The organism is Pseudomonas sp. LB3P14, from assembly GCF_054898045.1.
The window spans coordinates 4,785,413-4,811,525 of the sequence record NZ_CM142714.1 but is presented as its reverse complement, the minus strand read 5'-3'; the positions used below and the strand labels follow the sequence as shown (position 1 = coordinate 4,811,525).

Genomic DNA, 26,113 nt, shown 5'->3' with positions numbered 1-26,113 from the left:
CCGCCGCCATGAATAGAACTCTCTACACCGCGCTGTTTTACCTGGGGCTGCCATTGGTAGCGATTCGGCTTTGGTTGCGGGCGCGCAAGGCGCCGGCGTACGCCAAGCGCATTGGCGAACGTTTCTCCCTTGGACTGCCGGTGATGAAGCCCGGCGGCATCTGGGTGCACGCGGTGTCGGTGGGCGAAAGCATTGCCGCGGCGCCGATGATTCGCGCCTTGCTGCAACGTTACCCACAGTTGCCCATTACCGTGACCTGCATGACCCCGACCGGTTCGGAGCGCATCCAGGCGCTGTTCGCCAATGAGCCGCGCATCCAGCACTGCTATTTGCCCTACGACTTGCCTTGCGCGGCGAAGCGATTTCTTGATCGGGTCCAGCCGAAATTGGCGGTGATCATGGAGACCGAGCTCTGGCCGAACCATATTCATCAGTGCGCCAAACGCGGGATTCCCGTGGCACTGGCCAATGCGCGATTGTCCGAGCGTTCGGCCAAGGGCTATGGCCGCTTCGGCAAACTGACTCAGCCGATGCTCGCCGAGATGAGCCTGTTCGCGGTGCAGACCGAGGCCGAGGCGCAGCGCTTCCGCGATTTGGGGGCGCGGTCGCAAACCGTGGAAGTGACCGGCTCGATCAAATTCGACCTGACCATCGACCCGAAACTGCTGCTGCGTGCCGCCGAGTTGCGTACGCAATGGCAGGCTCAGGAACGTCCGGTATGGATCGCTGCCAGTACCCACGAAGGCGAAGACGAGGTGGTGCTGGCGGCTCATCGTCAGTTGCTGGCCAATCATCCCGATGCGTTGCTGATTCTGGTGCCGCGCCATCCAGAGCGATTCAATTCGGTGTTCGAGTTGTGTCAGCAACAGGGTTTCGCCACGCTACGTCGGTCCACTGGCGACCCGGTCACCGCGCAGACTTCAGTGCTGGTGGGCGACACCATGGGTGAGTTGCTGTTTCTGTATGCCTTGGCTGACAGCGCTTTTGTGGGCGGCAGTCTGGTGCCGAACGGCGGGCACAACCTGCTGGAACCGGCTGCTCTGGCCAAACCGGTGTTGAGTGGGCCGCACCTGTTTAACTTCCTCGAAATCGCCGCGCAGTTGCGCAGTGCCGGGGCGTTGCAGGAAGTGGAGGATGCCGAAGGTCTGGCGCTGGCCGTGCAGCGACTGTTCGAGTTGCCACGGGATGCGCAGCGGATGGCGGAGGCGGGGCTGAAAGTGATGCGCACCAATCAGGGCGCGTTACAGCGGTTGCTGGATGGGTTGGGGCGGTTGATCGACCGTTAGATCGCGTCGCTTGAAATAAAAAGATCGCAGCCTCGTTTCACTCGACAGCTCCTACACGGGATTTGTATTCATCCTGTAGGAGCTGTCGAGTGAAACGAGGCTGCGATCTTTTGCTTTTTACGGTCTGGCTTTGAGTTGCTCTGCCGCTGCCTTGGCCAGATCCGGTGGCAGGAAGTCCTTGTCCGGGTTGTAGTCGGCCTTGAGATAACGCGCCAGGTCCTGCAAATCCCCCGGGTTCAAGGTGCCCGCCGCCTGCTTCAAGCGCAGGTTGTCGAGGATGTAGTCGTAGCGGGTGTTGTTGTAGTTGCGCACCGAGGTGTACAGCTGACGCTGCGCGTCCAGCACGTCGACGATGTTTCGCGTGCCCACCTGATAACCGATTTCGGTCGCTTCCACGGCGCTCTGGTTGGAGATGATCGACTGCTTGCGCGCCTGTACCTGTTCGACGTCGGTGTTCACCGCGCGGTGCAGGTTGCGGGTGCTTTCTACCACTTGCCGACGCAGGGATTCGCGCTGTTGTTCGGTTTGATCCAGGCGCGAGTAAGACTCGCGAACCTGTGAAGTGGTCAGGCCGCCGCTGTAGATCGGGATACTCAATTGCAGGGCCAGCGTGCGTTGCTCGACGTTACCGCCGTAAGGCGTACCGAAGGCGTTCGGGTTGCTGAAACCCAGGGCGTCGTTGTCGCCCTTCTCGTATTTCGCCACGGCATCCAGGGTCGGTGCGTGACCGGCCTTGCGCTGCTTGAGTGTTTCTTCGGCGGCGCTGACGGCGTAGTTGCTGGCCAGCAAATTCAGGTTTTGTTTGGCGGCGGTGTCGACCCAGGCTTTGGCGTCGTTCGGTGCCGGCGGCAGAATCGGCAAGGTGTGGACGATGCCCTGGATCGAGTTGTACTGACGATTGGTCAGGGTGATCAACGCTTCAAATGCATCATCGACCTGACGCTGCGCGACGATCCGGTTGGCCCGCGCAGTGTCGTAGCTGGCTTGCGATTGCAGCACGTCGGTCTTGTCCGACAGGCCGACGTCGAAGCGCTCGTTGGACTGGTCGAGCTGACGCTTGAACGCTGCCTCTTCGGCCTTGGTCGAGGCCAGGTTGTCCTGGCTGCGCAGCACGTTGAAGTAGCTTTCGGCGGTCTGCAGAATCAGGTTTTGCTCGGTCGCCGAGAGTTGCAGTGCAGCCTGTTCGTTGACGTCCTTGGCGGCTTGGTACTGGAACCAGCGATCGGCACGGAAAAGTGGTTGGGCCAGGGTCGCCTGATAGGAACGGGCGCTGCGATTGGCAACGGCCGACGGTTGATCGAGGTCGGTGCGCACGTTGGCTACTTGGGCACCGCCGGAGATGTTCGGCAGCAGGCCTGCACGGGCCTGGGGTACGACTTCTTTCTGCGCGCCGTACTGAGCGCGAGCGGCAGCCAGGTCGGCGTTGTTGTCCACCGCTTCCTGGTAGACGCTGACCAGATCCGTCTTGGTCGATAAGGGCGCTTCTGCTGCCCAGGCCATTCCGTTGGACGCACAAGACACGGCAAGGGCCAGTGAGAGTTTGCGCAGCATGAGGCGATCCCTGAAAAATTACGCTGATAATTTACGCCAAAGGTTCGACGCGAGGTTTTCTATCGCCAAGGCACGCAGCGTCAAGGCGGGACATGGGTTGCGAGTGTAGTTGGGCATACGCATGGCAACAATCCTGTAATTGCGCCATTCATCATGGTGTTTACCGCGGTGTTGGCGTTCTTTGCCGGTTGTGTCTAGACTGGCCGGGTTCTTGTCGGGGTGCCTTGCTATGAGGCTGAGATCGAATAATTTCGGATCCCGTTGAACCTGATCAGGTTAGCGCCTGCGTAGGGAACAAGATTTCTCGTCACCCGGCGAGTCCTCTTGTGCTTCGTCCGGGATGTTGTTCGACAATCGAACACCCCTCGAGCACTGAGCACAGCACCCGCTAGTTTCTAGCGACGCGTGCGCCCATTCGATTACAGGTTCGCTCCGACAAAAAATCCACTGCCTGGATGTGTCTGGAGAGCCCGTGATGACTACAAAACCAAAAATCGCAACCAACCTGAGTGACTCGGCCAAGGTCGATCAGCAATCGGTTCAGCCTTTTACTCGCTCGCAAAAAATCTATGTTCAGGGCACTCGCCCGGACATCCTCGTGCCGATGCGCGAAATCAGCCTTGATGTGACCCCGACCGACTTCGGCGGTGAGATCAATGCGCCGGTGGTTGTGTACGACACCTCGGGCCCGTACACCGACCCCAACGTCATCATCGACGTGCGCAAAGGCCTGGCCGATGTGCGTTCGCCGTGGATCGAATCCCGTGGTGACACCGAGCGTCTGCCGGGGCTGAGTTCCAACTTCGGCCAGGAACGTCTCGCCGATGCGGAGCTGACCAAGCTGCGTTTCGCTCACGTGAATAACCCGCGCCGGGCCAAGGCCGGTGCCAACGTCAGCCAGATGCACTACGCCCGCAAAGGCATCATTACCGCTGAGATGGAATACGTCGCCATCCGCGAAAACATGAAGCTTGAAGTGGCTCGCGCCGCTGGCCTGCTGGATCAGCAACACGCCGGTTACAGCTTCGGCGCCAGCGTGCCGAAAATCATCACCCCCGAATTCGTCCGCGAAGAGATCGCCCGCGGTCGCGCGATCATTCCGGCCAACATCAACCACACCGAACTGGAACCGATGATCATCGGCCGTAACTTCCTGGTGAAGATCAACGGCAACATCGGCAACAGCGCATTGGGTTCGTCCATCGAAGAAGAAGTGGCGAAACTGACCTGGGGCATTCGCTGGGGTTCGGACACGGTCATGGACCTGTCCACCGGCAAACACATTCACGAAACCCGCGAGTGGATCATCCGCAACTCGCCGGTGCCGATCGGTACGGTGCCGATCTACCAAGCCCTGGAAAAAGTCGGTGGCGCTGCCGAAGACCTGACCTGGGAGCTGTTCCGCGACACGCTGATCGAACAGGCCGAGCAGGGCGTCGACTACTTCACCATCCACGCCGGCGTGCTGCTGCGCTACGTTCCGCTGACTGCCAAACGCGTGACCGGTATTGTGTCCCGTGGTGGTTCGATCATGGCCAAGTGGTGCCTGGCGCATCACAAAGAAAACTTCCTCTACACCCATTTCGAAGACATCTGCGAAATCATGAAGGCCTACGACGTCAGCTTCTCGCTGGGCGACGGCCTGCGTCCGGGCTCGATTGCCGACGCCAACGACGCGGCGCAATTCGGCGAGCTGGAAACCCTCGGTGAGCTGACCAAAATCGCCTGGAAACACGACGTGCAGTGCATGATCGAAGGCCCGGGCCACGTGCCGATGCAGTTGATCAAAGAGAACATGGACAAGCAGCTAGAATGCTGCGACGAGGCGCCGTTCTACACCCTCGGCCCGCTGACCACTGACATCGCGCCAGGCTACGACCACATCACCTCGGGGATCGGCGCGGCGATGATCGGCTGGTTCGGTTGCGCGATGCTGTGCTACGTGACGCCGAAGGAACACTTGGGCCTGCCGAACAAGGATGACGTGAAGACCGGGATCATCACCTACAAGATCGCCGCGCATGCCGCCGATCTGGCGAAGGGGCATCCGGGGGCACAGATCCGCGACAATGCCTTGAGCAAGGCGCGTTTCGAATTCCGTTGGGAAGACCAGTTCAACCTGGGCCTTGATCCGGACACGGCTCGTTCGTATCACGATGAGACCCTGCCGAAGGATTCGGCCAAGGTCGCGCATTTCTGTTCCATGTGTGGGCCGAAATTCTGCTCGATGAAAATCACCCAGGAAGTCCGCGAATACGCGGCCAACCAGCGCATTGAAACCGTCGATGCTGAAGTCGCCCAGGGATTGGCGGAACAGGCCGAGCGGTTCAAGCAGGAAGGCAGTCAGCTGTACAAGAAGGTTTGATTCCGTATTGATCGTTCCCACGCTCCGCGTGGGAATGCCTCCGGTGACGCTCTGCGTCACGCTTTGGGACGCGGAGCGTCCCGGGCTGCATTCCCACGCAGAGCGTGGGAACGATCACAACAAATGTCCCTCTGAGATAACACCTTGAGCATTCAACCCAGCACTTATTCCCCTGATATCGCGGTGCCGACCGACAAACGTGTCTTCGGCGGCCGCGATCTGTTTTCCCTGTGGTTCTCCCTCGGCATCGGCCTGATGGTCCTGCAGACCGGTGCATTGCTCGCGCCAGGTCTGGGCCTGTCCGGCTCGTTGCTGGCCATCTTTCTCGGCACCCTGGTTGGCGTTCTGTTGCTGGCCGCCGTTGGCGTGATCGGCAGCGACACCGGTCTGTCGTCGATGGCCGCGCTCAAACTCAGCCTCGGTGCAAAAGGCGCGAGCCTGCCGGCCGTGCTGAACCTGCTGCAACTGATCGGTTGGGGTTCGTTCGAAATCATCGTCATGCGCGACGCCGCCAGTCTGCTCGGCGCGCGGGCGTTCAGTGAAGGCAGTCTGCTGTCGAATCCGCTGCTCTGGACCGTGTTCTTTGGTGGTTTGGCAACCTTGCTGGCCATCAGCGGTCCGCTGACGTTCGTGCGGCAGATCCTGCGCAAGTGGGGCATCTGGCTGCTGCTGGCCGCGTGCATCTGGCTGACCTGGAACCTGTTTGCCAAAGCCGATCTGACAGCGTTGTGGGCGCAGGCCGGTGACGGTTCGATGTCGTTCGCCGTGGGCTTCGACATTGCCATCGCCATGCCGCTGTCGTGGCTGCCACTGATTGCCGACTACTCGCGTTTCGGCAAGCGTGCGAAAAACGTGTTCGGCGGTACGGCGCTGGGCTTCTTTATCGGTAACTTCTGGCTGATGAGTCTCGGTGTGGCTTACACCCTGGCGTTTGCGCCGAGCGGTGAAGTGAATGCCTTGCTGTTGGCATTGGCCGGTGCCGGTTTGGGGATTCCGCTGCTGCTGATCCTGCTGGATGAGTCGGAAAATGCCTTTGCCGATATTCACTCGGCGGCGGTTTCCAGCGGGATTTTGCTGCGCTTGAAGGTTGAGCATCTTGCGCTGGCGATTGGCGTGATCTGCACACTGATCGCGTGCCTGGCGCCGTTGGCCCAGTATCAGAACTTCCTGCTGTTGATCGGTTCGGTGTTTGCGCCGCTGTTCGGCGTGGTGCTGGTGGATCACTTCATCCTGCGCAAGCGCGGTGCTCGCGTGGCGTCAGCCGCATTACGCTGGCCGGCGTTGCTCGCCTGGTTGGGCGGGGTGAGCACCTATCATTTGCTGGCTAATCTGTATCCGGACATCGGCGCAACCCTGCCGGCGTTGATTCTGGCAGGGCTGCTGCAGCTCATTCTGGGTCGGGCCTTCAGTTACGGCCAGGAAACAGCTCGGGCTTGAGAATGCCGTTCAGGCGAGGGTAAGGGATCTTCAGTTCGATGTGGCCCAGCGCGTAAGGCGCGATGGTGCTGGTTTCGTACTTGAGGATCACGCCGCCGTAGGTCAGCGCCACGTTTTGGGTTTTCTGGAATTGCCAGTTCTTCAGGAACTCTGGTTCCTGATCGAGCTTGGTGCTGATCAGCCAACTGTTGTGCGCCACCTGCGCAGCTTTCCAAAACGCCTCTTCCTGCCCAGGCACCAACATGTCCGACAGCGTCAGCACTTTGTGTTGCTGGCGTGAATAGTTGATGAAGCTGCGCCCCGGTGTGCCATGGGCACCGCCGGTGTCCAGGTAGCTGGAGAATTCAACGATCACCAAGCCGTCATGCTGCTCACGTACCTTGGCTTGCAAGTAGCTGCTGTAGCGCGGGCCGGCACTGCTCAAAAATTGTTCGCGATACGCTGCCAGCGTTGGCGCCACCGGGGCGTCGGGCGAGGTGCGGGTCATTTGCAGCAGGCGTTTTTCGACGATGCCGTCCAACTGCGGTTCGGCCGGGAAGCGCAGCGTATCAATGTTTACCAACGGGCAATCGGGCGTGGTGCAGCCAGGTTTCAACTGTTCCGAGGCATCGCGGGTGGTTTCCAGCGGCGTCCGGTAGTTGGGCTGGAACAGGCTCTGGCATGCGCCCAGAGTCAGGGCGATTGCAGCCACGGAGGCGATTTTAAAAAGCGACATGGGCGTCCTTCATAAAACAGGGAAAGGCGAAAAGTTATCCGCTTCGACTCTCAACGAAGCAGTCAGTTCGCCACTAAGCTAATTAGAGTTGGTTTCGCCCTCACCGTCTATCCCGCTGACTGGAAAGGGGCTGCATCAAACGTCGCGGGCGCGTTAGGATGGCGCGAAGTCGAGGTTGCAAGTAACAAAAAGGAGCCTCGTAACGGATTTGCAGTAAAGAGGATAGTCATGACTGATTTTGCCAACGCCATTCCGACCGCCGTTGAGATCGTTCGGCGCGAAAAGTGCTACGAGGGCTTTTACAAGCTCGATCGCGTGCACTTGCGCCACGAATTGTTCGCCGGTGGCATGAGTCGCGAGATCAATCGTGAAGTGTTTGTTCGCCACGATGCGGTGTGCGTACTGCCTTACGATCCGCAGCGCGACGAAGTGGTGTTGATCGAGCAGTTTCGCGTCGGTGCCATGGGCAAAACCGACAATCCATGGCTGATCGAACTGGTCGCTGGTCTGATCGACAAGGATGAAGAACCGGAAGCAGTTGCTCACCGCGAAGCGCAGGAGGAAGCTGGGCTTGTGTTCGGGGCGCTCTGGCCGATGACCAAATATTTTCCATCGCCGGGCGGCAGCAATGAATTCGTGCATTTGTACCTGGGGCGCTGCGACAGTACCGGGGTCGGCGGCCTGCATGGGCTGGAGGAAGAAGCAGAAGATATCCGCGTCACGGTCTGGGCCTTCGAAGATGCCCTGCAAGCCGTACGTGATGGACGAATTGCCAACGCGGCCAGCATCATTGCTTTGCAATGGCTTGCTTTGAACCGTGCTGAAGTGAGGGGGTTATGGTCGTAAACAAACTGCGCGATCGCTATCGGGTCGACCTTGTGGGGTTGCAAGCCTCCTGCGAGGCCAACTACGCGCGCCTGATGCGACTGCTACCGGACATGCGCAACGAGCCGCAGGCGCGGCGCATTGCCGTGACCCACGGGGACCAGATGCTCGGCGTACTGGCCCTCGAAGTGCTGCAGGTCTGTCCGTACACCACGACCTTGCAGGTGCGCCAGGAACACAGCCTGCCGTGGCTGCCGGTGCCGCAACTGGAAGTGCAGGTCTATCACGACGCGTGCATGGCCGAAGTTGTCAGCGCCGAACATGCGCGACGCTTTCGCGGCATCTATCCTTACCCGAATGCCTCAATGCATCAGCCGGACGAAAAGGCCCAGCTGAATATGTTCTTGGGCGAATGGCTCAGCCATTGCCTGGCCTGCGGACATGAGTACGCCGTCGTTCGATAGATGTGAACTGCTTCAGGTTCACAGGTTTCCCCTTTTGATCGTCCCCCAGCATAATTGCGGCACTCATCCAATCCCGTGATTCAGCCCTGGGAGAACGCCTTGCCGAGCGTATCCACATTGACCACCGCCGATTCGGCGTTGCTGGTGCAACTTTCCGACAGTCATCTGTTTGCCGAGACGGACGGGACGTTGTTGGGCATGAATACCCGTGACAGCCTGCGAAAAGTCATCGAGCTGGTGCGGGTTCAGCAGCCACAGATTGATCTGATCATCGCCAGCGGTGATTTGTCTCAGGACGGGACGCTGGAGTCGTATCAGCAGTTTCGCGACCTGACCCGGCAGCTCGATGCGCCGGCGCGCTGGATTCCCGGCAATCATGATGAGCCGCAGATCATGGCCGAAGCGGCCGTGCAGAGTGCGTTGCTGGAGCCGGTGGTGGATGTTGGTAACTGGCGCGTCACGTTGCTCGATTCGGCCGTGCCGGGTTCGGTGCCGGGGTATTTGCAGGATGAGCAGCTGCAGTTGCTGGCCCGCTCGTTGAGTGAGGCGCCGGAGCGGCATCATCTGGTGTGTTTCCATCATCATCCGGTGTCGATCGGGTGTGCGTGGATGGAGCCGATCGGGTTGCGTAATCCTGAGGCGTTGTTTGCGGTGCTCGATCGTTTTCCGCAGGTTCGCGCTGTTTTGTGGGGGCATGTGCATCAAGAGATCGACCAGGTTCGCAATGGCGTGCGTTTGATTGCTTCGCCTTCGACGTGTATTCAGTTCGAACCGGGCAGTGATGATTTCAAAGTCAGTGACCAAGCCCCAGGGTACCGCTGGTTGCGGCTGTTGCCAGATGGCCAGATTGAAACCGGCGTGGAACGCGTCACCGGGTTCGACTTTAAGGTCGATTATGGTTCCGAAGGCTACTGACTTATTTGTCACTCAGTAAGACCGAGTCGCGGCCATCGCGAGCAGGCTCGCTCCCACAGGGGATTTGTGAGCGACGCAGATTCAATGTAGGAGCGAGCCGGCTCCGGGCGGCGTTCCGACGAAAGCGTCAGTTCAGGCGCCTGTAATCCCGAGGATATCCCCGATCCCCCCCGACACCCTGTAAACTGCGCCTCTTTACCCGACGCACAGGGAGCTCAAATGTCCGGTTCGATCCTATATATCCACGGTTTCAACAGCGCGCCTGCCTCCAAAAAGGCCTGTCAGTTGATGAATGTGATGGAGCGTCTGGGCTTGAGCGATCAGTTGCGCGTTCCGGCCTTGCATCACCATCCGCGTGAGGCCATCGGTCAGCTAAACAAGGCGATTGAGGAGCTTGGGCGGCCACTGCTGGTCGGCAGCTCACTCGGCGGCTACTATGCGACTCACTTGGCCGAGCGCCATGGCCTCAAGGCCCTGTTGATCAACCCAGCCGTCAGCCCGCACCGGATGTTCGACGGGTATCTGGGGACGCAGAAAAACCTGTATACCGATGAGGCCTGGGAATTGACCCACGACCACGTGACGGCCCTGGCCGAGCTGGAAGTGCCGGCGCCCCAGGACCCGCAGCGGTATCAGGTGTGGTTGCAGACCGGCGACGAAACGCTGGACTACCGCCTCGCCCAGCAGTACTACCGGGCCTGTGCCTTGCGCATCCAGGCCGGCGGTGACCATAGTTTCCAGGGGTTTGCCGCGCAACTTCCGGCAATGCTGAGTTTTGCCGGCATCGGCGCAGATTTGTATCAGGCGATCGATTTCACTGCACTGTGATTTGTCGCCTCTTTTTCACAGAACACTCTTTTTCACAGAACACTTTTTACAGGCGGACGACGAGACCCCATGGCCACTCCCAGCGCTAGCTCTTATAACGCAGACGCCATCGAAGTCCTCTCGGGCCTCGACCCGGTGCGCAAACGCCCCGGCATGTACACCGACACCAGTCGGCCGAACCACCTCGCCCAGGAAGTCATCGACAACAGCGTCGACGAAGCCTTGGCCGGGCACGCGACCTCGGTGCAGGTCATCCTGCACGCCGATCACTCCCTGGAAGTCAGCGATGACGGCCGCGGCATGCCGGTGGATATCCACGCCGAAGAAGGCGTTTCGGGCGTCGAGCTGATCCTCACCAAGCTCCACGCGGGCGGCAAGTTTTCCAACAAGAACTACCAGTTCTCCGGCGGTCTGCACGGGGTAGGTATTTCCGTGGTCAACGCCTTGTCGAACGAAGTCCGGGTGCGCGTCAAGCGTGACGGCAACGAATACCAGATGACCTTCGCCAATGGTTACAAGAAAACCGAACTGGAAGTGATCGGCACCGTCGGCAAGCGCAACACCGGTACCAGCGTGTTCTTCGCACCGGACCCGAAGTACTTCGATTCACCGAAATTCTCTATCAGCCGCCTCAAGCACGTGCTCAAGGCCAAGGCCGTTCTGTGCCCCGGGCTGCTGGTCAGTTTTGAAGACAAGGCCACCGGCGAGAAAGTCGAATGGCATTACGAAGACGGCCTGCGCTCCTACCTGGTCGACGCGGTCAGCGAATTTGAACGCCTGCCGGACGAACCGTTTTGCGGCAGCCTGGCCGGTAATAAAGAAGCGGTCGATTGGGCGCTGTTGTGGTTGCCGGAAGGTGGCGACAGCGTTCAGGAAAGCTACGTCAACCTGATCCCGACGGCGCAGGGCGGTACCCACGTCAACGGTCTGCGTCAGGGCTTGCTCGACGCGATGCGTGAGTTCTGCGAATTCCGCAGCCTGCTGCCACGCGGCGTGAAGCTGGCACCGGAAGACGTCTGGGAGCGCATCGCTTTCGTTCTGTCGATGAAGATGCAGGAGCCGCAATTCTCCGGCCAGACCAAAGAGCGTCTGTCATCCCGTGAAGCGGCCGCGTTCGTTTCCGGGGTGGTCAAGGACGCGTTCAGCCTGTGGCTCAACGCTCACCCTGAGCTGGGCATGCAGCTCGCGGAACTGGCGATCAACAACGCCGGCCGTCGCCTGAAAGCGAGCAAGAAGGTCGAGCGCAAACGCATCACTCAAGGTCCGGCGCTACCGGGCAAACTCGCCGACTGCGCTGGGCAGGACCCGATGCGTTCCGAGCTGTTCCTGGTGGAAGGTGATTCCGCTGGCGGTTCGGCCAAGCAGGCGCGGGATAAAGAGTTCCAGGCGATCCTGCCACTACGCGGCAAGATTCTGAACACCTGGGAAGTCGACGGCAGCGAAGTGCTGGCCAGTCAGGAAGTGCACAACATCGCCGTGGCCATCGGTGTCGATCCAGGATCGGCGGACATCGCCCAGCTGCGTTACGGCAAGATCTGCATCCTCGCCGACGCCGACTCCGACGGTCTGCACATCGCCACCTTGCTGTGCGCGTTGTTCGTCCAGCATTTCCGCCCGTTGGTGGATGCCGGTCACGTCTACGTCGCCATGCCGCCGCTGTACCGTATCGACTTGGGCAAAGAGATTTACTACGCCCTGGACGAAGCCGAACGCGATGGCATCCTCGATCGTCTGGTGGCCGAGAAAAAACGTGGCAAGCCGCAGGTCACACGATTCAAAGGTCTGGGTGAAATGAACCCGCCGCAGCTGCGCGAAACCACCATGGACCCGAACACTCGGCGTCTGGTGCAGCTGACGCTGGATGATTTCGAAGCGACCTCGGAAATGATGGACATGCTGCTGGCGAAGAAACGCGCGGGTGATCGCAAATCCTGGCTGGAATCCAAAGGCAACCTGGCCGAGGTTCTTGGCTGATGCAGGTTGGCTTTGCCCTGGCGTGTGCGTTACTTCTGACCTCGGTGACGGCGTTTGCCGAACCGGTGCCGGAACTGCGCTTGTTGTCCGAGCATCCCGTTGACGGTATGCGCGGCGGCAACTTGTCGGGGCTGGCCCAGTGTGGCAAGGATTTGTGGACGGTGTCCGATCGAGACGATGATCAGATTTACCGCCTCGATACCCGCGACACGGTCTGGCAGGCTGAGACCGTGGGCATCGGCGTACCACCGGTGCCTGACAGCGGTTTGCCCTGGGGGCTGCGTTCTCGGACCTGGGTGGCGTCGTTTTTCCGGGGCGGGGACCTGGATTTTGAAGGCATCACCTGCGACAGCGCCGGTAATCGCTACATCGTCAGCGAATCCCATGCGGCGATTCTGCAAGTGCCGCCGGTTGGGCCGACGTCCTGGCTGAAGATCTCGCCGATGCTGGTCCGCGAAGCACGGGCCAGTGGCATGCTGTTGCACTTCAATGCGCTGTTCGAGGGCCTGGCGATCAATCCGGCGGGTGATCAGTTATGGCTCGCCGCCGAGCGTCAAAGTCGTGGTTTGCTGCTGATCAAGCGCAAACAGACGGTCTGGGATTGCGATGGCGCTTGCGTGTTGGTGAGCGAAGCGGGGAAAGAAATGCAGCCGGCGCAGTTTCCCCGAGCCAAAGCGGTATCTCGGGACTTTGCCGATCTATCGCTGTTCGACGGCAAGCTGTTCACCCTTGAACGCAACGCCTTCCAGATCTGCCGCCGTGATTCGGTGACGGCCAAGGTCGAGCGCTGCTGGTCGTTTGCCGATGAAGCCTTGCAGGCACATCGCCGTTATTCAGATCCCTACGGCCTGACCGAAGCGCTGGTTATCGACGCAGAGGGCGCGTGGATTGGCACCGACAACAATAACGATGCCCGCGCCGATGGCGAGAAACGCCCGATCGTCTGGCGTTTTGCCGCACCTGACGGTGGCTGGAGTGCCAAGCCATGAGCCAGCAAGCGCCAGGCAAGCGCGCCGGTCGGGTGTTTATGGTGCTGGCCTGGTGCGCGGCATTATTTCTGGCCACACGGTTTTTCGGCCAGTGGGAAACGCGTCAGCAGAACCCTAATGCCGTGGTCAGCACGGAGCAGGGTGAAGGTTTTATCGAAGTGAAACTGGCGAGTAACAATCAGGGGCACTTCGTCGCCAGCGGCCAGATCAACGGCCAGCCGGTGGATTTCATGCTCGATACCGGGGCGACCGACGTGTCGATCCCGGCGGAAATGGCCGAATGGCTGAAGCTGGAAAAAGGCTTCGGGGTGACCCTGAGCACGGCCAATGGTCGCACCGAGGGTTATCGAACCCGCATCGACCGGCTGCAACTGGGCGACATTGTGCTGCGTGATGTGCGCGCCCTCGTCGTGCCAGGCCTGGATGGCAAACAAGTGTTGCTCGGTATGAGCGCGCTGAACAAACTTGAATTTACCCAGCGCGGTGGCACCATGCTGCTGCGCCAGACAACGAACCGATGAGGCCCGCATGAGCGACTCCCTTGATCTCAGCCTGGACGGTGTAGAACGCCGGTCACTGGCTGACTTCACCGAAAATGCCTACCTCAACTACTCCATGTACGTGATCATGGACCGTGCCTTGCCGCATATCGGCGACGGCCTGAAACCGGTACAGCGGCGCATTATCTATGCGATGAGCGAGTTGGGGCTGGACGCCGATTCCAAGCACAAGAAGTCGGCGCGTACCGTCGGTGACGTGCTCGGTAAGTTCCACCCGCACGGCGACTCGGCCTGCTACGAAGCCATGGTCCTGATGGCCCAGCCGTTCAGTTACCGCTACACGCTGGTCGACGGCCAGGGTAACTGGGGTGCGCCGGATGATCCCAAGTCCTTCGCCGCCATGCGTTACACCGAGGCGCGGCTGTCGCGTTATTCCGAAGTGCTGCTCAGCGAGCTGGGCCAGGGCACTGCGGACTGGGGCCCGAACTTCGACGGTACACTCGACGAGCCGCTGGTGTTGCCGGCGCGTTTGCCGAACATCCTGCTCAACGGCACCACCGGCATCGCCGTGGGCATGGCCACCGACGTACCGCCGCACAACCTGCGCGAAGTCGCGACAGCGTGCGTGCGTTTGCTCGATGAGCCCAAAGCCACGGTCGAACAGCTCTGCGAACACATCCAGGGCCCGGATTACCCGACCGAAGCAGAAATCATCACGCCGCGCGCCGACCTGCTGAAAATCTACGAAACCGGTCGCGGTTCGGTGCGCATGCGCGCCGTGTACCACATTGAAGACGGCGACATCATCGTCACCGCGCTGCCGCATCAGGTCTCGGGCGCCAAGGTGCTGGAACAGATCGCGGCCATGATGCAGGCCAAGCCGTCCAAGGCCCCACAGATCGCTGACCTGCGAGACGAGTCCGACCACGAAAACCCGTGCCGGATCGTGATTATTCCGGGGGCGCGCAAAAACTTTGACCACGATGCGCTGATGCAACACCTGTTCGCCAGCACCGAGCTGGAGTCGAGCTACCGGGTCAACATCAACATCATCGGTCTGGACGGCAAGCCGCAGCTGAAAAACCTGCGTGCGTTGCTGGTGGAATGGCTGGAGTTCCGCGTCAACACCGTGCGTCGACGCCTGCAATTCCGCCTGGACAAGGTCGAGCGTCGCCTGCACCTGTTGGACGGTTTGTTGATCGCTTACCTCAACCTGGATGAAGTGATTCACATCATCCGCACCGAGGAGCACCCAAAAGCCGCGTTGATCGCGCGTTTCGCTCTGAGCGAAATCCAGGCCGACTACATCCTCGACACCCGTTTGCGTCAGTTGGCGCGACTGGAAGAAATGAAGCTGCGTGCCGAGCAGGATGAACTACTCAAGGAACAGGCCAAGCTGCAAGCCCTGCTGGGTAGCGAAGCCAAGCTGAAAAAACTGGTACGCACCGAACTGATCAAGGACGCCGAAACCTACGGCGACGACCGTCGCTCGCCAATCGTCGAGCGCACCGAAGCCAAGGCCCTGACCGAGCATGATTTGCTGCCGAACGAGAAAGTAACCGTCGTCCTGTCGGAAAAAGGCTGGGTTCGCTCTGCCAAAGGGCACGAAATCGACGCCACCGGGCTTTCCTACAAGGCCGGGGATGGTTTCAAGGCCTTGGCGCCCGGTCGCTCCAACCAGTTCGCCGTGTTTATCGACTCCACTGGTCGCAGCTATTCGGTGGCCGCACACACGCTGCCATCGGCCCGTGGCCAGGGCGAACCACTGACCGGTCGTCTGACGCCGCCACCAGGGGCGAGCTTCGAATGCGTGCTGATGCCGGAAGACGACTCGCTGTACGTGATCGCCTCCGACGCCGGTTACGGTTTCGTGGTCAAGGGTGAAGACCTGCAGGCCAAGAACAAGGCGGGCAAGGCGCTGTTGAGCCTGCCGAACAACGCCAAGGTGATTCTGCCGCGTCCGGTGGCCGATCGTGAGCAGAACTGGCTGGCCTCGGTGACCACCGAAGGTCGCCTGCTGATCTTTAAGATCAGCGATCTGCCACAATTAGGTAAGGGCAAAGGCAACAAGATCATCGGGATCTCCGGTGAGCGTGTAGCCAGTCGCGAAGAATATGTCACGGACATCGCGGTACTGCCGGATGGCGCCACGTTGGTGCTACAGGCCGGAAAACGTACCTTGTCACTGAAAGCGGACGACCTCGAACACTACAAAGGTGAGCGTGGGCGTCGTGGTAACAAGCTGCCACGTGGCTTTCAGAGGGTAGATGCGCTGCTCGTCGAAAACCTCAATTAAGCGTCCTAGAGCGCTCGATCTACGATTTAACGCGTAGATCGACACTTTGGCGCTGGAGTCGGAACGCATATTCACGGATGATATGGCCTTTCAAGCGCCGGCGTGGCCGAGCGTTCTTCATATTTATTGAGTATTTTCACTGTGGTTAGCCTTGTGGCAACCACCTGGACGGGACGATGACTGCTCTGCGCCTTCCTTTTATTTTGATGCTCGCTGGCGTTCTTGGCCTGGCGGGTTGCAGTGTTCACCAACCGGTGTCGCTGTACCAACTGGACAGTGGAAGTCCTGCTCAGCCTGCGCAAAGCGCGGGCATGGCTGTACTGCTGGGTCCGGTAACGGTAGCTGATTACCTGCAACGCGAAACGTTGTTGCAGCGACAGCCGGATGGCAGCCTGCAAGCTTCGGTTGATGGTCGTTGGGCGGGTAGCCTGTCGTCCGATATCGATCAGCTGTTGCTGCGTCAGGTAGCGGGTCACCTGGACAGTCAGCGCGTGGTGCTGGCGCCTGCGACAGTGGGCTTCACGCCGGATGTTCAGGTTCTTCTGACGATTACTCGTCTGGACTCGGGTGAGGCGCAACCGGCGATCCTTGATGCGCAATGGCGTCTGATCGACCGTCGGGGCCAGGTTCGCGATAACCGCATCATTCATCTGCAGGAACAGCATGCCGGTGGCACGGCGGCTCAGGTTCAGGCTCAGGGTGTATTGCTGCAGCGTCTGGCCGAGCAACTGTCGACGGCGCTCAAGCCACTGGCCAATCAGCCACCGATCGCCGACGCGCCAAAAAAGCCGGCTGCCAAGCCTGTGGCACCAGCGGCGGAAGCGGAAAAGCAGCCGAAGATCCCAATGGCATCGCCGATCCGGACCGATATGGAAGTGTTCAGGTTCTGAGGCTGGATTGATCCAAGACAAAGCCCGCCTAGTGCGGGCTTTGTTGTTTCTGCAGTTCGGTGATGATCGTTCCCACGCTCTGCGTGGGAATGCAGCCCGTGACGCTCCGCGTCACATCGGTGCCAGGCTTTGGGTTGAGGTGAGGCTGGAACGCAGAGCGTCCCTGGAGGCATTCCCACGCAGAGCGTGGGAACGATCAGTCCGCAGACGATCACTCGTGTGCGGGCTTCGTTGTTACGGGGCTAAGATCTACGCCCGGCGCTCATGCATCCGCGCCAATTGCCGTTCCAGCATCGACGGATAAGGCTCCATCAGCCGCTCCACGCAGCAAGCGCCTTCCGGGCTTGCGATCGGGCGGATCCGTGCGCGCTGGCGGATCAGCGCGTCGTCACCGATCTTGCGCTCCACCAGCAGCAGGTTGCGGCTGTGTTGCGACAGGGCCAGCGCATCCTGAGCGGCTTCGGTCAGCAGCAGATCAATCTGGCTCAGGCCGAACAGCTCGTCACCCAGGGTCAGGCCCAGCTGCAATTGCAGGGTGATGCCGCTGTCGGCGACTTCGATCTGCAACTGATGGCCCAGAGCTCGCAACAACTCACCGCAGCAGATGGCGTTGGTCAGGTAGTCGTCGCCGCTGTCTTCGGTGTGGAACAGCATCAGCGTGCTGCCATCGTTCAGGGTGTGCAGTTCGCTCTGGTAGAGCGAGGCGGCCTGATCGAGGCAGTCGCGATAGCGTTTGAGCAATTCTTCCAGACGTGTGCGGGGCAGGCGACGCAGCTGATCCTGAGCGCCCAGTTGCACGGCCAGCACCGCGCTGTGCTGCGGAACGTTCGAGACCTGGGGTTTCGCTGCCGGCTTCGGCGTGCTGTTTGCCGAGTCATCGCGCAGGTCGGCAAACGGATCTTCGTCGTCCTCATCGTCTTCGACAGTGCTGACAACTTGCCGGGGAGCGGGCTTGAGGCCTGCCACCGGTCGGGTTTCGTCAAAGCTTGGATCGCGCAGGTTACGCACTTCGAAGGCCGGATCGGCATCGTCGCTGTCGTAATCGCTGTCGTCGAACTCGGGTTCAGGCTCCGGTTCCGGCTCGGCCGGCTCAGGTGCGAAGTTGGCGTGCAGCTGGCGAGCCAGGTCACCGATCTCATCCTGACGCTCGGTGGCCGGGGTGTATTCGTCGATATTGCGCAGCCACACCCGCAATTGCAGCAGCGGTGTGGAGATGTGCCGACCCAGGCGCAGGCTCAGCGCCAGGGACAGCGCCAGCAGTATCGCGCTCAAAATGCCCATGCTTTGCAGGCTGATGGTCATCGGCTGCTGGAATTGATCCATGTCCAGGCTGATGCGCAGTTGCCCGGCGGTCACGTCCTGGAACGTGATCTTGCTCTGGTACATGCCTTCGGCTTCGCCCAGCAGGCTGTGCTTGGGGCGCTGACCGGCTTCGGCGAGGATGCGATTATCCACGCTGTAGATGGCGGCGTGGGCCACCAGCTTGTTTTTGGTCAGGTTGTTGAGCAGCACGTTGAGGCTGAGGATGTCGTTGGACACCAACAGCTCCGTGGCGGACGTGGCAGTCTGGGTGGTCAGGCTTTCGCCCAGGGCATCCGCCTGCTCGTGCATGGCCTGCTTGAACTGCAAACCCATCACACAGGCATAGATCACCAGGGCCAGAGCGACCAGGATCACGTTATGGCTGGCGATGCGCAATGCAATCGGTACACGGCGGTGGCGCAGTGCACGGAAGATCAGCAGAAAGAAGTTATCGGTTTTTACTGGCGTGGGCCGGTTCACTTGAGCTCGGCTCTTTTGTCCGTGAAGTTGACGCGCAGTATAGCGACAGGCCCTAGACCGGCAAAGCGCTCACGGTGCCCGATGGTCACTGAAAGTGGGTAGAATGCGGTTTTTTTCCACCTGCGGGGGTGCGCCTTGCGCGAAATCGTCCTGATAAACATCACGGGAGTCGACCGTCCGGGTCTGACTGCGGCCATTACCGGCGTTCTGGCCCAGGGTGGTGTGAACATTCTCGACATTGGTCAGGCGGTGATCCACGACACCTTGTCGTTCGGCATCCTGGTTGAAATTCCTGACACCGAGCAAGGCAAGTCGGTGCTCAAGGACATCCTGTTCACGGCTTACAAGCTCGATCAGCAGGTACGTTTCACGCCGGTGTCCGAAGAGGATTACCAGCAGTGGGTCGGCAATCAGGGCAAAAAGCGCCACATCGTGACGCTATTGACCCGCAAAGTGACCGCCGGGCAATTGCAGGCCGTGAGTTCGATCACCGCCAAATATGGCCTGAACATCGACCACATCGATCGTCTGTCCGGGCGCATGCCGCTGGACACCCCGGCCGATCAGGGCAAGGGCTGCATCGAGTTTTCCGTTCGTGGCGAAGCGGCTGATCCGCAAGCGCTGCGGGCCGAATTCCTCAGTGTTGCGCAGGAACTGAACGTCGACATCGCCTTCCAGGAAGATTCGCTGTTCCGCCGCAACCGTCGTCTGGCGGTGTTCGACATGGACTCGACACTGATCGAAGCCGAAGTCATCGACGAACTGGCCAAGGCTGCCGGTGTGGGCGATCAGGTTTCTGCGATCACCGAACGGGCGATGGCCGGCGAATTGGACTTCCGCGCCAGCTTCAAGGAGCGCCTGGCCTTGTTGAAAGGGCTGGACGTCAGCGTGCTGGATTCGATCGGCGCCTCCCTGCGCCTGACCGAAGGTGCCGAAACCTTGTTCGCCGAACTCAAACGCCTGGGCTACAAGACGGCGATTCTGTCGGGCGGCTTCACCTACTTCGCCAAGCAATTGCAGGCCAAGTTGGGCATCGACTATGTGTTCGCCAACGAACTGGAAGTGGTCGACGGCAAGGTCACCGGCGTGGCAGTCGAGCCGATTGTTGATGCGCAGCGCAAGGCCGATCTGCTGAAGGAATTGGCGCACAAGGAAGGTTTGCGTCTGGAGCAGACCATCGCCGTTGGCGACGGCGCCAACGATTTGCCGATGCTGGCGATTGCCGGATTGGGCGTGGCGTTCCGTGCCAAACCGCTGGTGAAGCAGTCGGCGAAACAGGCGATTTCCACCCTTGGGCTGGATGGCGTGCTGTATCTGCTGGGCTTCCGGGATCGCGACGGGCAACTTTAAGAAAGATCAAAAGATCGCAGCCTGCGGCAACTCCTACAGGGAAACGCATATTCCCGTGTAGGAGCTGCCGCAGGCTGCGATTTTTTGCTTTTGGGGTTAAAGCGATTTCCACAACGAATCAAAATTCTCCTCAGCGCCGCTCACCGCGGCGTTGTCGTTTTTGCCTGTCTCCAGTGGACGGTAGGCGAACTGATTGAAACTGTTGGTACTCGCCACCCGCCGATCCAGCCCGACCCGGCGTTCCTCGCCGTTGGTATTGATCATGATCTTGTGGCCCTCCTGAAAGGGCAGGCGCGGCGCGAGCAAAGTGGCCGGCAGATCGATGGCGCTGATTTCCGGCAGCAACAGGCCGCGAAGGTATTGGCTGTGGTCATCACGGGTGCGCACCAGTTGCAGGCCGCAAGGCTCGGCGCCGGGCGCAACCTGCTCGATGCCCATCTGCATGCCACCGCCACGCACCTGGCGGATCCAGCGCACCACCGCGATGCTCCAGCCCTGACCCGCAGAGTCCTCGATGCCGACCATCTCACCCGCTTGTAACTCGGCAGGCACCGCGCCGCGCCAGCTCAGGCAGTAACCGCCGGGGCTGTGATTGATCACGGGCAGGACATGGGTCGGGAAGTGTTGATTGCGGTCGGATGCCTCGTGGTTGTCGTCGTTCTGAAGCTGCGGGTATTCGATCTCTTCGTAGGGCAACAGAGCGTCCGAATTGCCATGGGGGGCGGCGTCGAAGGCCTGGTGCCATTGGTCCTTTTCCCGACCTGCCACAGACGTCGTCGAAAATTGTGCAGGCCGGGCACCAGGGTTTTTCAGGATGTCGCTGAATGAGCGTTGCCCACCCAGATAAAAATGCAGTGCGCTCATGCCCACGCACAAGGTCAACGTGCCATGGCCGACGGTACGCTGGAAGCTGCGCTCGGCAGTCTGGCCCCAGGCGGCATGAAGATGTTGCAACGTATCCAGGCTTAACCCTGTCGGCACGGGCAGTGGCGATAAGCTGTCGGTTTTTTGCAAGTGCCCTTCGATTGCCGCAACCAGAGGCTGTGGATCGATCCCCAGCAGGCTCTCCTGCTGCTCGGCCCGGAACTTGGCGAGGTAACGCGGCCCGGTGTCGAGGTCTGGCACGACGGCAAACAGCCCGGTGGCCGGTTTGCCGGGTTGCAGCTTGATCCATTGGCTCCAGGGCTCCAGCACCTCGGCCACCCGGGCAATCTGGTGCTGCCGCAGTTGGTTGCAGCGTGAGGCGCCCAGCAGCAAGGCGACCACGTAAGTCTGTTCGATGCTCAGGGTTTGCGTCTGGCTGGCCAGTTCGTCGCGCAGGCTGAAGTGCTGGAGACGGTGGGCGCAGGCGATCCGGTATAGCTGATGCAGCTCCAGCCACAGGCCTTCCGGCACTGGGCAATAGAGTTTGGTAGCGCGAATCAGCGGCCCGTTCAGGCAATGGATCGCCCGTTGCAGCGCCTGGGTCAGCAGTGGCGCACGGTCCTTGCTGAACTTCGGTGTGATGCGCACGACGATCTGTTTATAACCAATGGCCAAATGACTTTGCAGCGCCTGGCAAAGGTTGGCGATCTTGCGCGAACGCTCGTCGAGGACAATCGACTGATGCAGGAAATGCTGCTCAAGGTGTTTGCAGACGTAATACACCTCGGGGCGCAACAGTTCGAGCAATTGCAGGCGATTGTCGCTGGGCGTGAGCAGTTGGTTGAGTTCGCTCAAGCCTTGATACAGCTGGCGAGCGGTTTCGCCGATATTGGCTTTGGGTAGATTGGCGATCCAGCGCTTGAGGTCGCGCGGGGTGGCTTCACAGATCGACAGGCGCGCCTGCATCGGGATGGGCGCGCGTAGCAGCAGGTGGGGACTGGTCTCATTCATGCCGTGGAAAAACTCCAACCGGGAAATGGGCAGTGAATGGCTTGACTGTAGCAGCTATGGATTTTACCGTTTGTCTGTCAGTCGAGTGCTATCCGGGTGTACTACTAATCTGACAGTCGTGCGACTGGATACGCACAGTCGTACGGCCTGCTGCCTACGCAGGGCAGGTCTCTTTGTAACTTCAAGGAGATGAAGTTTATGTCTAGATATGTAGTAGCAAATCAATGGGGTGGTAGTTCGGCACCCTGGCATCCGGGCGGAGACTGGACGTTAGGCGCACGAGACAACCAGAACGCTGTCGCGATCGAGATAAAATCGGGCGATGGCGGGAAGAGTTTCACCGGCACCATGACGTATGCGGGTGAAGGTCCCATTGGCTTCAAGGCTCAGCGCACGGGCCAGAACCAGTACAACGTTGAGAATCAGTGGGGCGGCAACGATGCCCCCTGGCAGCCGGGTGGCAAATGGGTCATCGGAGGCCGGGATAATCAGAACGTTGTGGCGTTGAGCGTGACCTCCAGTGATGGAGGGAAAAACCTCAGTGGCACCAATACCTACGCCAACGAAGGGCCGATAGGCTTCCGTGGACAGATAGAGTAACGGCACCACCGAAATGTCCGACCCCGCGAAGACGTTCGCGGGGTTCGGATCAGGGATCAGGCGTTTGGCAGGCCCATGCCCTGGCCCATCTGCACCGGCGAACCGGCTGCCAGTTCTTCAGCCCACTTCACTTGATCAGGCCCAAACAGCACGACAGCGGTCGAACCCAGTTTGAACCGACCCAGTTCTGCACCTTTCTCCAAATGGATCGGCGCACGGGCAGCTTCGTCGTAGCGGAAGGTTTTCAGCTCGCGTTTTGGCGGCGTGACCAGCCCGGCCCAAACGGTTTCGATCGACGCCACGATCATTGCGCCCACCAGCACCACGGCCATTGGCCCGCGTTCGGTGTCGAAAATGCACGCCACACGCTCGTTGCGGGCGAACAGTTCCGGAACGTTTTCGGCGGTGGTCTGGTTGACCGAGAAGATCCGGCCTGGGATGTAGACCATCTCGCGCAGGGTGCCGGCCAGCGGCATGTGCACGCGGTGGTAGTCCTTCGGCGACAGGTAAATGGTGGCGAAATCGCCGCCCATGAACGGCGCTGCGTTGGCAGCGTCGCCGCCCAGCAATTCCAGCACGCTGAAGCTGTGGCCCTTGGCCTGGAACACGCGACCGTGTTCGATCGGGCCGAGTTGGCTGACCGCGCCGTCGGCCGGGCTGAGGATCGCGCCTGGCGTCTCGTCCAGCGGGCGAGCACCGTCTTTCAAGGCGCGAGTGAAGAACGCATTGAAGTGCTCGTAGGCGGTCAGGTCTTCGACCAGCGCCAGCGACATGTCCACCTGATAACGCTTGGCGAACCAGGCGGTGAAGGCATTCTTGAACCAGCGCACGCGGCATTCGGCAATGCACCCGGCCAGTCGCGACAGCAGGTGATGGGGCAGCAGGTATTGGCTGAGGATAAACAAACGCTTATTCATTAACTGTCCTTAAAAACCTTAAATCTCTACGGGCGTATCGGGATGGTTGCCCCATTCGCCCCAGGAACCGGCGTAGCCTTTGACCCGCGGATAACCGAGGGACTTGGCCACCAGATAGGTGAAGCCAGAACGATGGTGAGTCTGGCAGTGGGTAATCACTTCTTTGTCTTTGCTGATCCCGAGTTTTTCCAGGATCTGCGGCATGTCGGTGCGGATACGCAGGTGGCGCGACGGGTCCATGCCCGCGGTCCATTCGAAATTGACCGCGCCGGGAATGTGCCCGGCCTTGGCCGCCAGGACTTTCTCGCCGGAGTACTCCAGCGGCCCGCGTGCGTCCCAGATCGCCAGGTCGGCGGCACCGAGACGGCTTTGCAGGTACTCGCGGGTGGCAGTGGGCTCGTCGTGCAGGGTCAACGCAACCGGGCCGCCGACCGCTGCCGGAATTTGGATCGACATTGGCGAACCTTCTGCCAGCCAGGCATGCAGGCCTCCATCGACATAGTGGTAGTGGCTGTGGCCGATGACATCCAGTAGCCAGATAAAGCGACCGGCCCAACCGCCGCCTTCGTCGTCATAGACCACGTAGACCGCGTCCTTGTTATGGCCCAGTTCGCCGAACAACGCTTCGAGTGCCGCTTGCGGCGGCATCAGTCCCGGCGCAGGCGCCTGACCGAGTTGCGTGCGTTTCGGATCGACAAAACGCGCACCGGGGATATGCCCTGCGGCATAGCGGGCGCTGCTGGTCAGGTCCACCAGAATCAGTTCGCGGGCGTCGAGACGGGCGAGCAAGTCGCTCGGCTCGATGACCAGCGGCAAGCCAGAGAAGTCAGACATGTGAGGTCTCCAGAGCACAAAGGGGAGGATTGTAGCGGGTCATTGGCCGCGGTGGCTAAAGCTATGCAGGGCTTTCTCAATACATTGCGCGGTTTTGCCGAAGGCTTGCACGGTGATTTCCGAGAACGGCCCACCGCCCTGGTCCGCCACCACAATCATGATGACCCGACCATTATTGACCAGTGAGCGCAGCAGCAGGTGTTCGCCACCGAACTGTGAGCGCAGGCCGGCCGGCAACAGCGCCGAAAATTGCGCATTGTTGTCCGGTGTCAGTCGCACCTGGGCCTGTTGCGAGAGCAGGCGTTGCAGCACGGTACTCTGGCTCACCACGAAATTCAGGCCCGCCGCTTCTTTTAGCAGTCCGGCCGTCTGGTGCACTCGCAGATTGGCGTGAGTACGGTCGGCCATCAGGATCATCACCCGACGCATGCCGCACGCGACCAAAGCGTCCCGGGCGGAGGTGGTCAAGTGCATGGCATTGGTGAAGCGACTCGGCTCCACCAGCAACTCGGCGCACTGACTGCGCCACTTCGCCAGGTCTTCGGCGGTCGGCGCCGGGGCCGGCAGCAAACCGGCGTGAATGCGGTTTACGCCCCATGGCCAGATCAGCGACACGGCCGGGTGCCAAAGGTCTGGCATAGCGTGATGGCGGGCGCTGTTGGCGGCCTGTTGGTGCAACTGCTGCTGCACTTCGTCCATCGGCATTTGCAGGTAAAGGCTGGTCAGGTACTGCCAGCGTTCACTGTGCGGACTGTCCCAGGCCTGTTGTGTCGACAGCGCCAGACCGTTGGCCAGCAGCACCGTATTGGCCGGTTGATTGAGCCAGCGGCGCAACGTCGGATCGTCGTCGAGGCGGTTTTGCTGGCGCAATGGATGATCGCTGTCGCGCGCAATGCGCAGCACTTTCACCAGCTCACGCTGCTCGTCGAGCAAGAGCCGATAACCCTGCTGCACCCAGATCGGCAGGCGCCAGATGTCCACGAGTGCCAGACAGATTTCCAGCAGGCGTGCGCCGAACAATTGCTTCTCGACGTTGCCCGCCGATTCACCTTTATGGATGACCCGCAGCTCCCACTCTTCGAGCAGCTGCGAATGGGTCAACGCCATGGGCCACAGCGGCGAGAGAAACAGCAGGCTGCCCCAGTGGATGTCCTGCCACAGCCGGGCCAGGCGATGGGCGAAAAAACCGTTGGCCTGTTGCGTCGCGTGTTGGCTGATCAGCTGCAACTGACGCAGGGCGACGGGGATCTGCGATTGAGGCTCGGCGGGCAGGCGGGCGAGCAGTTCTTCGGTGCGCTTCAAACCGAGGCGATTGATCGCCACCTCAAGGTTTTCCGCAGGTTCCGTCATGGTGCCATGGGTGTGGCGGTTGGCTTCGCGAATCACGCTCAAGGCCAGTGCGGGGCTGTCCTGTATCAGTTCGGCGATATCACGCAGGGAGCTGCGACTGTTGGCGATGGCCTTGCAGACATGGTCATGACTGGCTTGCGGAACCGGCAGGCGCACGCCATCGAGAAGCTTGACCCAGCCTTCAAGAGTGGTCGGTTTTGGAATTGGAACGTTCGTTTCGTTAGCCATGGTTGGACGCGATCATCGTCTGCATTACCTATGCCCGGAGCGGGCCAAATTGGCTTTTCGCCTGAACTGGCTATAGTCTGGCGCAGTTTTGCCGATAAGTAGAAGAAGAGATTTTTTAACTTCCGAATATGACCTTGAACCC

21 protein-coding genes and 1 riboswitch are annotated in these 26,113 nt (G+C 60.4%); of the genes, 14 read left to right on the top strand and 7 right to left on the bottom strand.

The features are described 5' to 3' along the window. Nucleotides 1–8 precede the first annotated feature (8 nt). Nucleotides 9–1,286 carry a lipid IV(A) 3-deoxy-D-manno-octulosonic acid transferase gene (waaA, locus tag ACYZT5_RS22030; protein WP_462047393.1) on the top strand — a complete coding sequence of 426 codons (1,278 nt, stop codon included), beginning with the start codon at nucleotides 9–11 and terminating at the stop codon, nucleotides 1,284–1,286. A 117-nt stretch (nucleotides 1,287–1,403) separates the two neighbouring features. Here the strand turns inward: waaA and ACYZT5_RS22025 are convergent, their stop codons facing one another. Beyond that, nucleotides 1,404–2,837: a TolC family outer membrane protein gene (locus ACYZT5_RS22025; RefSeq protein WP_462047392.1), complete on the bottom strand. Its 1,434-nt coding sequence runs from the start codon at nucleotides 2,835–2,837 to the stop codon at nucleotides 1,404–1,406. 205 nt (nucleotides 2,838–3,042) lie between these two features. Further along, nucleotides 3,043–3,148, top strand: a riboswitch (TPP riboswitch). Nucleotides 3,149–3,312: 164 nt separating this feature from the next. Between ACYZT5_RS22025 and thiC the strand changes: the two genes are divergently transcribed. Together thiC and cytX are read left to right on the top strand one after the other, a co-directional pair. Further along, nucleotides 3,313–5,202, top strand: a complete 1,890-nt coding sequence (gene thiC, locus ACYZT5_RS22020) for a phosphomethylpyrimidine synthase ThiC (RefSeq protein ID WP_462047391.1) — start codon at nucleotides 3,313–3,315, stop codon at nucleotides 5,200–5,202. Nucleotides 5,203–5,346: 144 nt separating this feature from the next. Next, nucleotides 5,347–6,639 (top strand): putative hydroxymethylpyrimidine transporter CytX, encoded by a 1,293-nt coding sequence (gene cytX, locus ACYZT5_RS22015; protein WP_462047390.1) that lies wholly within the window; start codon nucleotides 5,347–5,349, stop codon nucleotides 6,637–6,639. Here cytX and ACYZT5_RS22010 read toward each other — a convergent pair. After that, nucleotides 6,608–7,354 (bottom strand): RsiV family protein, encoded by a 747-nt coding sequence (locus ACYZT5_RS22010; protein ID WP_462047389.1) that lies wholly within the window; start codon nucleotides 7,352–7,354, stop codon nucleotides 6,608–6,610. The genes cytX and ACYZT5_RS22010 overlap by 32 nt on opposite strands. 228 nt (nucleotides 7,355–7,582) lie before the next feature. On the opposite strand from ACYZT5_RS22010, the gene ACYZT5_RS22005 reads away from it, so the two are divergent. The 9 genes from ACYZT5_RS22005 (at nucleotide 7,583) to ACYZT5_RS21965 (ending at nucleotide 17,035) form a co-directional block, all read left to right on the top strand. Beyond that, nucleotides 7,583–8,200 (top strand): NUDIX domain-containing protein, encoded by a 618-nt coding sequence (locus tag ACYZT5_RS22005; RefSeq protein WP_462047388.1) that lies wholly within the window; start codon nucleotides 7,583–7,585, stop codon nucleotides 8,198–8,200. Continuing rightward, nucleotides 8,191–8,643 (top strand): DUF1249 domain-containing protein, encoded by a 453-nt coding sequence (locus ACYZT5_RS22000; RefSeq protein WP_282376656.1) that lies wholly within the window; start codon nucleotides 8,191–8,193, stop codon nucleotides 8,641–8,643. Before ACYZT5_RS22005 ends, ACYZT5_RS22000 begins: the two co-directional genes overlap by 10 nt. 99 nt (nucleotides 8,644–8,742) lie before the next feature. Next, the gene (gene cpdA / locus ACYZT5_RS21995) at nucleotides 8,743–9,558 is read left to right on the top strand and encodes a 3',5'-cyclic-AMP phosphodiesterase (protein WP_462047387.1); all 816 of its coding nucleotides are present in this window, start codon (nucleotides 8,743–8,745) and stop codon (nucleotides 9,556–9,558) included. Nucleotides 9,559–9,777: 219 nt separating this feature from the next. Then, entirely contained in the window at nucleotides 9,778–10,386 is a 609-nt protein-coding gene (locus ACYZT5_RS21990; protein WP_462047386.1) for a YqiA/YcfP family alpha/beta fold hydrolase, read from the top strand. Nucleotides 10,387–10,455: 69 nt separating this feature from the next. Continuing rightward, nucleotides 10,456–12,360: a DNA topoisomerase IV subunit B gene (gene parE / locus ACYZT5_RS21985; protein WP_462047385.1), complete on the top strand. Its 1,905-nt coding sequence runs from the start codon at nucleotides 10,456–10,458 to the stop codon at nucleotides 12,358–12,360. Continuing rightward, nucleotides 12,360–13,349 (top strand): esterase-like activity of phytase family protein, encoded by a 990-nt coding sequence (locus ACYZT5_RS21980; protein ID WP_462047384.1) that lies wholly within the window; start codon nucleotides 12,360–12,362, stop codon nucleotides 13,347–13,349. The genes parE and ACYZT5_RS21980 overlap by 1 nt, the downstream gene beginning before the upstream one ends. After that, nucleotides 13,346–13,870 carry a retropepsin-like aspartic protease family protein gene (locus ACYZT5_RS21975; RefSeq protein ID WP_462047383.1) on the top strand — a complete coding sequence of 175 codons (525 nt, stop codon included), beginning with the start codon at nucleotides 13,346–13,348 and terminating at the stop codon, nucleotides 13,868–13,870. The genes ACYZT5_RS21980 and ACYZT5_RS21975 overlap by 4 nt, the downstream gene beginning before the upstream one ends. A 7-nt stretch (nucleotides 13,871–13,877) precedes the next feature. Then, nucleotides 13,878–16,145, top strand: coding sequence for a DNA topoisomerase IV subunit A (parC, locus tag ACYZT5_RS21970; RefSeq protein ID WP_462047382.1), 2,268 nt, complete (start codon nucleotides 13,878–13,880; stop codon nucleotides 16,143–16,145). A gap of 176 nt (nucleotides 16,146–16,321) precedes the next feature. Further along, complete coding sequence (locus ACYZT5_RS21965; RefSeq protein WP_462047381.1) at nucleotides 16,322–17,035, top strand: PqiC family protein; 714 nt, start codon at nucleotides 16,322–16,324, stop codon at nucleotides 17,033–17,035. Nucleotides 17,036–17,284: 249 nt separating this feature from the next. Here ACYZT5_RS21965 and ACYZT5_RS21960 read toward each other — a convergent pair whose 3' ends face one another. Then, nucleotides 17,285–18,817 carry an AhpA/YtjB family protein gene (locus tag ACYZT5_RS21960; RefSeq protein WP_462047380.1) on the bottom strand — a complete coding sequence of 511 codons (1,533 nt, stop codon included), beginning with the start codon at nucleotides 18,815–18,817 and terminating at the stop codon, nucleotides 17,285–17,287. Between the two features lie 135 nt (nucleotides 18,818–18,952). Between ACYZT5_RS21960 and serB the strand changes: the two genes are divergently transcribed. Next, nucleotides 18,953–20,167 (top strand): phosphoserine phosphatase SerB, encoded by a 1,215-nt coding sequence (serB, locus tag ACYZT5_RS21955; protein ID WP_008153333.1) that lies wholly within the window; start codon nucleotides 18,953–18,955, stop codon nucleotides 20,165–20,167. 96 nt (nucleotides 20,168–20,263) lie between these two features. Here the strand turns inward: serB and ACYZT5_RS21950 are convergent, their stop codons facing one another. Next, on the bottom strand, nucleotides 20,264–22,042 hold the full coding sequence (locus ACYZT5_RS21950; protein ID WP_462047379.1) for a molecular chaperone: 1,779 nt from the start codon (nucleotides 22,040–22,042) through the stop codon (nucleotides 20,264–20,266). Between the two features lie 198 nt (nucleotides 22,043–22,240). Here ACYZT5_RS21950 and ACYZT5_RS21945 point away from each other — a divergent pair, with 198 nt between their 5' ends. Continuing rightward, nucleotides 22,241–22,642 carry a lectin OAA family protein gene (locus tag ACYZT5_RS21945; protein ID WP_462047378.1) on the top strand — a complete coding sequence of 134 codons (402 nt, stop codon included), beginning with the start codon at nucleotides 22,241–22,243 and terminating at the stop codon, nucleotides 22,640–22,642. 56 nt (nucleotides 22,643–22,698) lie between these two features. Here ACYZT5_RS21945 and asd read toward each other — a convergent pair whose 3' ends face one another. The 3 genes from asd to ACYZT5_RS21930 are packed head-to-tail and all read right to left on the bottom strand — an operon-like array spanning nucleotide 22,699 to nucleotide 25,971. Further along, entirely contained in the window at nucleotides 22,699–23,559 is an 861-nt protein-coding gene (gene asd, locus ACYZT5_RS21940; protein ID WP_462047377.1) for an archaetidylserine decarboxylase, read from the bottom strand. Nucleotides 23,560–23,577: 18 nt separating this feature from the next. Further along, entirely contained in the window at nucleotides 23,578–24,393 is an 816-nt protein-coding gene (locus ACYZT5_RS21935; RefSeq protein ID WP_462047376.1) for a rhodanese-like domain-containing protein, read from the bottom strand. Between the two features lie 39 nt (nucleotides 24,394–24,432). After that, complete coding sequence (locus tag ACYZT5_RS21930) at nucleotides 24,433–25,971, bottom strand: HDOD domain-containing protein (protein WP_462047375.1); 1,539 nt, start codon at nucleotides 25,969–25,971, stop codon at nucleotides 24,433–24,435. Nucleotides 25,972–26,113 lie beyond the last annotated feature (142 nt).

What these genes read in the sequence shown, in the direction of transcription:
- ACYZT5_RS21965 (WP_462047381.1), top strand. Translation starts at nt 16,322, where the DNA reads ATGACTGCTCTGCGCCTTCCTTTTATTTTGATGCTCGCTGGCGTTCTT.
- ACYZT5_RS21930 (WP_462047375.1), bottom strand. Translation starts at nt 25,971, where the DNA reads ATGGCTAACGAAACGAACGTTCCAATTCCAAAACCGACCACTCTTGAA.
- ACYZT5_RS22010 (WP_462047389.1), bottom strand. Translation starts at nt 7,354, where the DNA reads ATGTCGCTTTTTAAAATCGCCTCCGTGGCTGCAATCGCCCTGACTCTG.
- ACYZT5_RS21935 (WP_462047376.1), bottom strand. Translation starts at nt 24,393, where the DNA reads ATGTCTGACTTCTCTGGCTTGCCGCTGGTCATCGAGCCGAGCGACTTG.
- ACYZT5_RS21975 (WP_462047383.1), top strand. Translation starts at nt 13,346, where the DNA reads ATGAGCCAGCAAGCGCCAGGCAAGCGCGCCGGTCGGGTGTTTATGGTG.
- ACYZT5_RS21945 (WP_462047378.1), top strand. Translation starts at nt 22,241, where the DNA reads ATGTCTAGATATGTAGTAGCAAATCAATGGGGTGGTAGTTCGGCACCC.
- parC (WP_462047382.1), top strand. Translation starts at nt 13,878, where the DNA reads ATGAGCGACTCCCTTGATCTCAGCCTGGACGGTGTAGAACGCCGGTCA.
- ACYZT5_RS22005 (WP_462047388.1), top strand. Translation starts at nt 7,583, where the DNA reads ATGACTGATTTTGCCAACGCCATTCCGACCGCCGTTGAGATCGTTCGG.
- ACYZT5_RS22000 (WP_282376656.1), top strand. Translation starts at nt 8,191, where the DNA reads ATGGTCGTAAACAAACTGCGCGATCGCTATCGGGTCGACCTTGTGGGG.
- ACYZT5_RS21950 (WP_462047379.1), bottom strand. Translation starts at nt 22,042, where the DNA reads ATGAATGAGACCAGTCCCCACCTGCTGCTACGCGCGCCCATCCCGATG.
- waaA (WP_462047393.1), top strand. Translation starts at nt 9, where the DNA reads ATGAATAGAACTCTCTACACCGCGCTGTTTTACCTGGGGCTGCCATTG.
- ACYZT5_RS22025 (WP_462047392.1), bottom strand. Translation starts at nt 2,837, where the DNA reads ATGCTGCGCAAACTCTCACTGGCCCTTGCCGTGTCTTGTGCGTCCAAC.
- asd (WP_462047377.1), bottom strand. Translation starts at nt 23,559, where the DNA reads ATGAATAAGCGTTTGTTTATCCTCAGCCAATACCTGCTGCCCCATCAC.
- thiC (WP_462047391.1), top strand. Translation starts at nt 3,313, where the DNA reads ATGACTACAAAACCAAAAATCGCAACCAACCTGAGTGACTCGGCCAAG.
- ACYZT5_RS21990 (WP_462047386.1), top strand. Translation starts at nt 9,778, where the DNA reads ATGTCCGGTTCGATCCTATATATCCACGGTTTCAACAGCGCGCCTGCC.
- parE (WP_462047385.1), top strand. Translation starts at nt 10,456, where the DNA reads ATGGCCACTCCCAGCGCTAGCTCTTATAACGCAGACGCCATCGAAGTC.
- ACYZT5_RS21980 (WP_462047384.1), top strand. Translation starts at nt 12,360, where the DNA reads ATGCAGGTTGGCTTTGCCCTGGCGTGTGCGTTACTTCTGACCTCGGTG.